Source organism: Methylobacterium sp. WL8 (assembly GCF_008040045.1).
Classification (GTDB): domain Bacteria; phylum Pseudomonadota; class Alphaproteobacteria; order Rhizobiales; family Beijerinckiaceae; genus Methylobacterium; species Methylobacterium cerastii.
Genome location: NZ_VRVF01000022.1, coordinates 57,845 through 67,042 on the forward strand (window position 1 = coordinate 57,845; position 9,198 = coordinate 67,042).

Consider the following 9,198-nt stretch of genomic DNA (forward strand, 5'->3'; position numbering starts at 1 on the left):
CGGAGGGCGGATCGGGCGCACCGGATCATCTCGGTAGGGTCGTCGTCCTCATGTCGATGCGGAGCAAGGCGCGTCAGGCGCTGCTGCTGGAGGCGCTGAAGCTCGGCGAGATCGACGTCGACGACGTCGCCGCCCGCCTGGACGTTTCGGCCTCAACGGTCCGGCGCGACCTCCAGGTCCTCTCCGCCACCCGGGCCGTCCGCCGGACCTACGGCGGCGCGATCCTCGCCGGGCACCCGGTCGAGACGACCTTGGCCGAGCGCTTGGCCGTGAACGGGCCCGAGAAGCTCGCCATCGCCCGCAAGGCGATCACGCTGGTCGAGGATGGCGACACGCTGATCCTCGACGCCGGCTCCACGGTCGCCGCGTTCGGGCAGTTGCTCGCCAAGCGCCGCCTGCGCATCGTCACCAACAACCTCGCCCTGCTCCCCGCCCTCGCCGAGGCGCCGGGGATCGAGCTCGTGGTCCTGGGAGGCGCCCTGCGGGCCACCAGCATGAGCACGGTCGGCCCCCTCGCCGTCGAGGCGCTTCGCCTCATGACCGCGGATCACGTCGTCCTCAGCGCCGACGGGGTGGTGGCGGGTCGCGGCCTCTGCGAGGCGAGCCTCGATCAGGTAGCCCTCAAATCCCTGATGATGCGCCAAGCGAACGGGGTGATCGTACTCGCCGACGCGAGCAAGCTCGGCCGGGCCGAGCAGAACGCCTGGGCGGCGCTTCCGCGACGGTGGACACTGGTTACGACGTCGGACGCGCCGAGGGATCAGGTGCAGCGCCTCGCGGATGCCGGCGCCGCCGTCCTCGTCGGCCAAAGCGCGTCGCGCAAGCTCTGACCGTCCCGCCGCCGCGCCCTCACGGCATGACGGGCGGATGGTAGGTCAACGTGAAGGCCAGGGCCCAGAGCAGGAACAGCACCAGCGGCAGGTGGACGATGAGCTGAAGGAAGCTGAAGCCGACGATGTCCCGCGCCTTCAAGCCGATGATGCCGACCAGCGGCAGCATCCAGAACGGGTTGATCAGGTTCGGCAGCGCTTCGGCGGCGTTGTAGATCATCACCGCCCAGCCGAGGTGGACCTTCAGCTCGTTGGCCGCCTGGAGCACGTATGGCGCTTCGAGCAACCATTTGCCGCCGCCCGAGGGGACGAAGAAGCCGAGGATCGCCGAGTAGACGCCCATCGTCAGCGGGAAGGTGCCTGCGGTGTTGAGGTTGACGAAGGCATGGGTGATCGCATCTGACGCCGAGGCGCCGGCCGCGTTCTTCGGCACCGTCAGCATCCCGCTGATCGCCGCGTAGAGCGGATACTGGATCAGGATGCCCGCGATCGCCGGCACCGACTTCGAGACGGCCACGAGGAAGCGCTTCGGCCGCCAGTGCAGCAGCAGGCCGAGGGTGAGGAACAGCAGGTTGTAGGTGTTGAGGTTCGAGATCGCGACGATCCACGACTGGCGGGTGAATTCCTGCACGATCCAGCCGCCGGCGATCACCACGAGGAGGATCGTCAGGAGCGGCGAGTGCTCCAGCCACTCGCCCGGCTGGCGCGGCGGCGGGATGTCGGTCGATTCGCGGCTCACGTCGACGCCCAGGGTCTCGGCGGTGACGGCCGTCGCCCCGCGCGGCGCCGAGGCGTAGGCGATCGCCACCGAGACGACGAACAGGATTGCCGCGATCAGCATCGACTGCCACAGGAAGATGGTCTCGCTGAACGGGATCACGCCGGAAATTGCGAGCAGACTCTTGGTCAGGCTCGCAGGGTTGGCCTGGAGTTGCGCCGCCGACGAGCTGAGACCGAGCGCCCAGGTCGCGCCGAGCCCGAGATAAGCCGCCGCGCCCGCGGCCCGGTAATCCATCCGCAGGTCCGTCCGCCGGGCGAGCGCCCGAACCAGCAGGCCGCCGAAGATCAGGCTCAGGCCCCAGCTGAGGAACGACGAGAGCATCGTCGCCCCCGCCACGAACCCGACCGCCCCGCGACCGGTCCGGGGCACCTGCGCCATGCGCTCGATCAGCGCCCGCACCGGTGGCGAGACCGCCACGACGTAGCCGCCGATGGTGACGAAGGCCATCTGCATGGTGAAGGGGATCAAGCTCCAGAAGCCATCGCCGAAGCTCTTGGCGACGGACGCCGCCGGCGCGCCGTTGGCCAAGACGCCGAGGGCGACGATCACCACCGCGATGGCGACGAAGATGAAGGCGTCCGGAAACCAGCGCTCGGCCCAAGCGGTGAAGCGGATGCCGAGACGTTCGAGCGTTCCGGACGCCGGCGACGTGCCGGGATCGGTTGCCGGCACAGGCTTGGAGGGAACAGGCTTGGACAGGGATGGATCAACGGGCGCGATCGCCATGGATGTCCTCTGAGCTTCGGCTCTCCGCGGCCGAAGCCGCAACGATGACACGCCCGTGCTCGACCTCGAAAACGGGCCCTGTTCAAGATCGTGACAGCCGGCCGCGATCGTGGAGGCTGTCGGCTCGCCCGAGGCCCACCGCGTCACGGCAGGCCACGTCGTCCAATACCTATCGCACGCGCTGGGGCGGTCCCTTACGTCAGCGATCGAGATGGCGATTGAAGAAGGACGCGATCTCTTCGAACGCCTCCTTCACCTCCGGGACGCGATCGTCCCGGTAGAATTGCGCGTGCGACTGCCCCTCGAAGACCTGGAGCGCGGCCTCGACCCCGGCCTGCCGGAGCTTGCGGTGCATCCGGACGGTGTTCGAGAGGAGGAGGTCGCGCGTGCCCGTCGTCAGGATCGTCGGCGGGAACCCGCGCACGTCGCCGTTGATCGGCGAAAGCAGGGGATCGGCGAGGTCGTGCCCCGCGGCGTAGAATTTCGTGGCCGCGTCACAGAAGCCGGTCGGCGAGACCAACACGTTGTCCACCATCGCGTTGGTCTGGAACGAGTCGCCGCGTTGCGTGGCGTCCGACATCGGCGTGCCGGGTGCGATCGCTCCGGGCATCGGGAGGCCCTCCGCCTTGGCCCGCAGCATCATCTCGAGGGTCAACGCGCCGCCGGCCGAGCTTCCGAAGACTGCGATCCGGCCGGGGGCGGTGGTCCGAAGCACGGCCTTGTAGACCGTCATGCCGTCGTCGAGCGCTGCCGGAAAGAACGCCTCCGGCGGCATCCGGTAGTCGACCGCGATCACTGTCATCCGGCCGAAGCCGGCCAGGAGCATCGCCTCCGGCAGGGCGGCCTCGCGAGGGTTGAGGACGTAGCAGCCGCCGTGGACGTGGATCGCGATCCGATCCCGGTTCGCGGCGGGAATGTCGGTCGGGGTGATCGTGTACGCCCGCACGCCGTCGATCGTCGTCGGCGCCACGCTCACCCGCAGGCGCTCCGACATCGGCCCGATCTGCGGGGCGACGAGGGTCGCGAAGCCGTCCGAGAGTTGCTTCCAGCCGTCGGGCGTCGTCGGCGGCTTGTCCCAGTTCGTCCGCAGCGGCTGGGCGATGATCGCCTGCAGGGCCGGGCTCACGGTGTCGGGCACCGGGATCGTCTTGGCCGGCACCTCGCGGGGCGAAGGCGGCGCGGCTTGAGCCCAGGCTGCAGACGGGCCCGCGAGGCAGGCGAGGATGGCGGCGGTCATGAAGCGCATGCGGTGGGTCCTGCGATAGAACACGGTCAGGTTCTCGCATCCTCAGGCGAGCCGGCGTCCATCGTGCGTGAGGAGGCGAGCGCCGGCTCGATCCGCAAGCCGGTAGCTTGGTCGAAGAGGTGGATGTGGGCTGCGGGAAACGAGACCCGGATGGCGTCGCCCACGGGCGCGCCGTTGGCGACCTTGAGCGTCAGCGACGCTTCGCCCGGGCGTCCGGCATGCACCAGCATCTCGGAGCCCAGAAGCTCCACGACCTCGACCGGCCAGGCCATGCCCGTTGCGTCGAGCGCGACGTGTTCCGGCCGGATGCCCAGGACCACCCGGTGGCCGTCGGGCCGGTCGAACCGCCAGGGCCCGAGCGCGACGTCGGCGTCCGCCACCCGCACCGTCGTGCCGTCGCGCCCGAGGGTGCCGGGGAGTAGGTTCATCGCCGGCGAGCCGATGAAGCCCGCGACGTAGGTGTCGGCCGGGCGCTCGAACACCTCCGTCGGCGTCGCCAGCTGCACCGGCACGCCCTGGTGCATCACGAGCAACCGGTCGCCCAGCGTCATCGCCTCGACCTGATCGTGGGTGACGTAGAGGCTCGTCACCTTCAGCCGGCGCTGGAGGCGGCGGATTTCGCCGCGCATCTGCACCCTCAGCTTCGCGTCGAGGTTCGACAGCGGCTCGTCGAACAGGAACAGCTTCGGGTCGCGCACGATGGCGCGCCCCATGGCGACGCGCTGGCGCTGGCCGCCGGACAACTGGCGCGGCTTGCGATCAAGCAGCGCTTCCAGGCCCAAGAGGGCCGAGGCCGCGTCGACCTTCGCCCGGATCTCGGCGCGGGGAAGGCCGCGGATCTTCAGTGCGTAGGCCATGTTCTCTAACACGCTCATATGCGGGTACAAGGCGTAATTCTGGAACACCATCGCGATGTCGCGCGCCGACGGGTCGAGGTCCGTGACGTCGCGCCCGTCGATCAGGACGCGCCCGGCGGTCGGCGTCTCGAGGCCCGCCACGATGCGCAGGAGGGTGGATTTTCCGCAGCCCGACGCGCCGACGATGACGAGCATCTCGCCGTCCGCCAGGGCGAGGTCGACGCCCTTCAGGATTTCATTGTCGCCGAAGCTCTTGCGCAGGCCGTCGAGTCTCAGGCCCGCCATCACTTGTCACCCTCCGTCAGGCCCTTCACGAACCAGCGCTGCATGACGAGCACCACCGCGACCGGCGGGATCAGCGCCAGCACCGCCGTCGCCATGACCTTGTTCCATTCGGTGGCGGTGTCGACGCCGACCATCTTGACGATGCTGATGACCACCGTGTCGAGCTTCGGATCGGTCGCGACCAGCAGCGGCCACAGGTACTGGTTCCAGCCGTAGACGAACAGGATCACGAACAGGGCCGCGATGTTGGCGCCCGAGACCGGGATCAGGATGTCCCGCAGGAAGCGCAGGGGGCCGGCCCCGTCCATGCGCGCCGCCTCCACGAGCTCGTCCGGAACCGCGAGGAACGTCTGCCGGAACAGCAGCGTCGCCGTGGCGGAGGCGACGAGGGGAATCGTCAGCCCCGTGAAGCTGTTGATGAGGTCGAGGGAGGACATGACCTGGAAGGTCGGGATCAGCCGCACCTCCACCGGGAGCATCAGCGTCAGGAAGATCAGCCAGAAGGCGGTCATGCGGAAGGGGAAGCGGAAGAAGGTGACGGCGTAGGCCGAGGGCAGCGACAGGGCGATCTTTCCGAACGCGATCGCCAGCGCCATCGCGGCCGAGACGAGCAGCGAGCGCCACACCGGCCCGGCCCCCGCCGACCCGTTCACCAGCACGTCGCGGTAGACGCCGAGGCCGGAGAGGCTCGGGACGAGCGAGACCTCGCCGCGGGCGATCGCGGCCGAATCCTGGGTCGAGCCCGCGACGGCGATCCAGATCGGCAGGGCGAACAGCAGGATCGCCAGGATCAGCACGGCATGCGGGATCAGGGCGGGCATCCTCCGGCGCATCAGGTGGCGGCCTTTCGCCCGAGGAACCGGAACTGCAGGGCGCAGAGGACGATGACGCCGGCCATCAGCACCACGGACTGCGCGGAGGACGAGCCGACGTTCGCGTTGACCACGCCGTCGAGGTACACCTTGAGGACGAGCGTCTGGGTCGACTGGCCCGGCCCTCCGCCGTTCACCGCGTAGACGGTCGCGAAGGTGTCGAAGGCCGCGTAGACGAGGTCGACCACGAGCAGGAAGTAGACCGTCGGCATCAGCAACGGCAGGACGATGGTGCGGAACCGGCGGACGCCGCGGGCGCCGTCGATGCGAGCCGCCTCGATGATCGTCTTCGGGATGGCCTGGAGGCCCGCCAGGAAGAAGATGAAGTTGTAGCTGACCTGCTTCCAGGCGGCGGCCAGCACCACGAGCGCCATGGCCTGCGTGCCGTCGAGCTTGTAGTCCCAGGCGATCCCGATCCGGTTCAGCCAGGCCCCGACGAGGCCGATCTGCGGGTGGAACATCAGCACCCACAGCACCGCCGCCATGGCCGGCGCCACCGCGTAGGGCCAGATCAACATCGTGCGGTAGAAGGCGCGCCCGCGGATCTCGGTGTCGGCCAGGACCGCGAGCACCAGCGCCACGCCCATCGCGATGGCGGTCACGCAGGCGCAGAACACCAGCGTCCGCCCGATCGCGGCGAGGTAGAGCGGATCGCCGAACAGGTCGGCGAAGTTGTCGAGGCCGACGAACTCGGTGCTGGTGCCGAAGGCGTCCTCGCGCTCCAGGCTCGACGTGATCGCCTGGAGGGCCGGCCACAGGAAGAAGACGCCGGTCAGCACCAGTTGCGGCAGGATCAGCAGCGCCGGGAGCACCCGGCCTGGGAACAGCGTCCGTCGTTCCATGTGGGGAGTGCCTTGGTCGGGACTGCCTTGCGCCGGTCCGCCGCGTCAGCCGCGTCAGCCGCGCGCGGATTTCTGGAAGTCGCGCAGCACGCGGTTCCCGCGCGCGACGGCGCCGTCCATGGCCGATTGCGCGGTCTGCTGGCCCTGGAGCGCCTTCTCGATCTCCTCGTAGAGGATCGCGCGGATCTCCGGCAGGCGGCCGAGGCGCAGGCCGCGCGAGTTCGGGGTCAGCTCCCCGCGGGAGAGCTGCCGCGCCGGAACGTCGGTGCCGGGATTCCTGTCGAAGTAGCCCGCCTGCTTCGTGGCCTCGTAGCCGGCCAGCGTCACCGGGACGTAGCCGGTGTTCTGGGCGTAGAGGGCGACCTGCTCGGGCTTCGCGAGGAAGGCGTAGAAGGCCGCAACGCCCTTGTACTCGGCCTCGCTGCGCTTGGGCGCCGTCATCGCCCACAGGCTGGCGCCCCCGATGATCGAGTTGTTCGGCCGCGGGTTCAGCGCCGGCTCGGTCGGCAGGAAGGCCTCGGCGTACCGGAACTTGGCGTTCTTGACGATGTCGGCGCGGCCCGAGGACGAGCCGAAGCCGATCGCGGCCTGCCCGGAATAGAAGACCGCGTCGGGCGCGCCGTCGCGGCCGGCATACTTGAAGGCGCCGTCCTTCGAGAGGTCGAGGAAGCGCTGGAGCTGATCGACGAAGGGCTTGGTGTTGATGAGCAGTTCCGCGCCGAGGCCGTCATAGCCGTCGTTCTCGGTGGCGTAGGCGAGGTTCTGGATCGCGGCGTATTCCTCGAACTGGATCCAGGTCATCCAGGCCGAGGTGCTGGCGATGGGCGTGGCCGCCTTCGACGCGAGGGTGCGGGCCGCCTTGGCGAAGTCGTCGTAGGTGGCCGGCGGCTTGTCCGGGTCGAGCCCCGCCTTCTCGAAGGCGTCGCGGTTGTACCACATCACCGCCGTCGAGGAGTTGAACGGCATCGAGGCGAGCTTGCCGTCGGGCAGGCTGTAGTATCCACGCACGCCGGGGATGTAGGCCTTGGGATCGAGGGCGAGGCCGGTCTCCTCCGCGAGCTTCCAGGCCGGCTTGATGGCGGGGCCCGCCTGCAGCATCGTGCCCGTGCCGACCTCGAAGATCTGGACGACGTGCGGCGCCTTGCCCGCGCGGTAGGCCGCGATCGCCGCCGTCAGCGTCTCGGGATAGGTGCCCTTGAACACCGCCTCAAGGGTGACCTCGGACTGGCTCGCGTTGAAGTCGCGCGTCAGCCGCTCGACCTCCTCGCCGTTCGCGCCCGACATCGCGTGCCAGAGCACGATGGGCGTCCTGTCCGCGGCCGAGACGGAGGCCGAGGGGCGAAGCGCCGTCCACGCGGCGAGGCCGCCGACGCCGGCCAACAGGACGCGACGATCCATCCAAAACCCTCCCGGCGGCGGGATCGACCTGCCCGTTGACGTCGGGCTTGAAGCGCGATCCCGCGGCGGCATCGCACCGGACGGCGCGACGCTCGTGCATTCATCATGCACGGACCGGCGAACGGAATAAAGCGCCCTGCGGCGCGGTCCCGTGATTTGGCCTCGGACCTCCGAGGTGCCGTCCCGGTCGGTTTGCCGACTTCACGTCCGCGCTCGGAGGCGACATCGGCTCATCCCGCATCGCAGCACCCGCTCGCAACGATCGATTGGTTTCATTGCTGTATTCCGTTGGCTTCTCAAGACGCCGCGACGCTTGACGCTGGGATGTCGGGCGTGCCCTCCTGGGTTCAACAATAACCGATCTCGGAGGACCGCCCGCCATGGCCTCGACCCGGTGCTGCATCCTCACGGCCGCGCTCGGCCTCGCCATCTCGGCGGGCTCCGCGTTCGCCGAGCCGATCCACGTCAAGGTCGGCATCCTCAACGACATGTCCGGCGTCTACGCCGACACCGGCGGCAAGGGCTCCGTCGTCGCCGCCCAGATGGCGGTCGAGGACTTCGCCAAGGTAAACCGGGACGTGCAGGTCGAGGTCGTCGCCGCCGACCATCAGAACAAGCCCGACATCGGCGCCGCCGTGGCGCGACAATGGTACGACCGCGACGGCGTCGACGCGATCCTCGACGTTCCCACCTCCTCGGTGGCCCTGGCGGTCAGCCAGGTCACGCGCGAGAAGAACAAGGTCTTCATCGATTCAGGGGCCGGGACCACAGAGCTGACGGGTAAGCAGTGCTCGCCGAACACGATCCAGTGGACCTACGACACCTACGCCCTGTCGCACGGCACGGCCGGCGCCATGCTCGAGCGCGGCGGCGACGCGTGGTACTTCCTCACCGCCGACTACGCGTTCGGCCTCTCCCTGCAGAACGAGGCCACCGCGGTGATCGAGAAGGGCGGTGGCCGCGTCCTGGGTTCGGCCCGCGTGCCGTTCCCCGCCACCGATTTTTCGTCGTTCCTGCTTCAGGCGCAGTCCTCGGGCGCGAAGGTGGTCGGGCTGGCCAACGCCGGCGGCGACACGATCAACGCGATCAAGCAGGCGCACGAGTTCGGGCTGACCGATAGCGGGCAGAAGCTCGCCGCGCTGCTGATCTACGTCGTCGACGTGCACGCGATCGGCCTGCAGACCGCGCAGGGCCTGGTGCTGACGGAGTCGTTCTATTGGGATCTCAACCCGGGTGGCCTGCCCCCATTCGGTGGCCCAGGTTCGAAGTTAGTGCATCGTCGGCCGTGTGACGATGGCGGGGTGAGCGAGCGGCGCTGATCTGCTCGGTTCCGTTGGCCAGATGACGACCTCCGGTGCAGG

At 69.1% G+C, this 9,198-nt stretch carries 7 protein-coding genes and 1 pseudogene; 2 read left to right on the plus strand and 6 right to left on the minus strand.

Annotated elements, in window-relative coordinates:
* The first annotated feature begins 50 nt into the window (after positions 1–50).
* The gene (locus tag FV234_RS10575; RefSeq protein WP_147761660.1) at positions 51–830 is read left to right on the plus strand and encodes a DeoR/GlpR family DNA-binding transcription regulator; all 780 of its coding nucleotides are present in this window, start codon (positions 51–53) and stop codon (positions 828–830) included.
* A 19-nt stretch (positions 831–849) separates the two neighbouring features.
* Here the strand turns inward: FV234_RS10575 and FV234_RS10580 are convergent, their stop codons facing one another.
* From FV234_RS10580 to ugpB, 6 genes are all read right to left on the minus strand, one after another.
* A complete protein-coding gene (locus FV234_RS10580) occupies positions 850–2,337 on the minus strand; it encodes a TIGR00366 family protein (RefSeq protein ID WP_238272245.1) in 1,488 nt (495 codons plus the stop codon).
* A gap of 199 nt (positions 2,338–2,536) precedes the next feature.
* On the minus strand, positions 2,537–3,583 hold the full coding sequence (locus FV234_RS10585) for an alpha/beta hydrolase (protein ID WP_147829170.1): 1,047 nt from the start codon (positions 3,581–3,583) through the stop codon (positions 2,537–2,539).
* Between the two features lie 26 nt (positions 3,584–3,609).
* Entirely contained in the window at positions 3,610–4,725 is a 1,116-nt protein-coding gene (gene ugpC / locus FV234_RS10590; protein WP_147829172.1) for a sn-glycerol-3-phosphate ABC transporter ATP-binding protein UgpC, read from the minus strand.
* Positions 4,725–5,546, minus strand: coding sequence for a sn-glycerol-3-phosphate ABC transporter permease UgpE (gene ugpE / locus FV234_RS10595; RefSeq protein ID WP_238272244.1), 822 nt, complete (start codon positions 5,544–5,546; stop codon positions 4,725–4,727). The genes ugpC and ugpE overlap by 1 nt, the downstream gene beginning before the upstream one ends.
* An 11-nt stretch (positions 5,547–5,557) precedes the next feature.
* On the minus strand, positions 5,558–6,439 hold the full coding sequence (locus FV234_RS10600) for an ABC transporter permease subunit (RefSeq protein WP_147829174.1): 882 nt from the start codon (positions 6,437–6,439) through the stop codon (positions 5,558–5,560).
* Positions 6,440–6,493: 54 nt separating this feature from the next.
* Positions 6,494–7,837: a sn-glycerol-3-phosphate ABC transporter substrate-binding protein UgpB gene (ugpB, locus tag FV234_RS10605; protein WP_147829176.1), complete on the minus strand. Its 1,344-nt coding sequence runs from the start codon at positions 7,835–7,837 to the stop codon at positions 6,494–6,496.
* A 380-nt stretch (positions 7,838–8,217) separates the two neighbouring features.
* On the opposite strand from ugpB, the pseudogene FV234_RS10610 reads away from it, so the two are divergent.
* Positions 8,218–9,069 (plus strand): annotated as a pseudogene (locus tag FV234_RS10610) (ABC transporter substrate-binding protein); the annotation flags it as partial.
* Positions 9,070–9,198 lie beyond the last annotated feature (129 nt).

What these genes read in the sequence shown, in the direction of transcription:
- ugpB (WP_147829176.1), bottom strand. Translation starts at nt 7,837, where the DNA reads ATGGATCGTCGCGTCCTGTTGGCCGGCGTCGGCGGCCTCGCCGCGTGG.
- ugpC (WP_147829172.1), bottom strand. Translation starts at nt 4,725, where the DNA reads ATGGCGGGCCTGAGACTCGACGGCCTGCGCAAGAGCTTCGGCGACAAT.
- FV234_RS10600 (WP_147829174.1), bottom strand. Translation starts at nt 6,439, where the DNA reads ATGGAACGACGGACGCTGTTCCCAGGCCGGGTGCTCCCGGCGCTGCTG.
- FV234_RS10575 (WP_147761660.1), top strand. Translation starts at nt 51, where the DNA reads ATGTCGATGCGGAGCAAGGCGCGTCAGGCGCTGCTGCTGGAGGCGCTG.
- FV234_RS10585 (WP_147829170.1), bottom strand. Translation starts at nt 3,583, where the DNA reads ATGCGCTTCATGACCGCCGCCATCCTCGCCTGCCTCGCGGGCCCGTCT.
- FV234_RS10580 (WP_238272245.1), bottom strand. Translation starts at nt 2,337, where the DNA reads ATGGCGATCGCGCCCGTTGATCCATCCCTGTCCAAGCCTGTTCCCTCC.
- ugpE (WP_238272244.1), bottom strand. Translation starts at nt 5,546, where the DNA reads ATGCCCGCCCTGATCCCGCATGCCGTGCTGATCCTGGCGATCCTGCTG.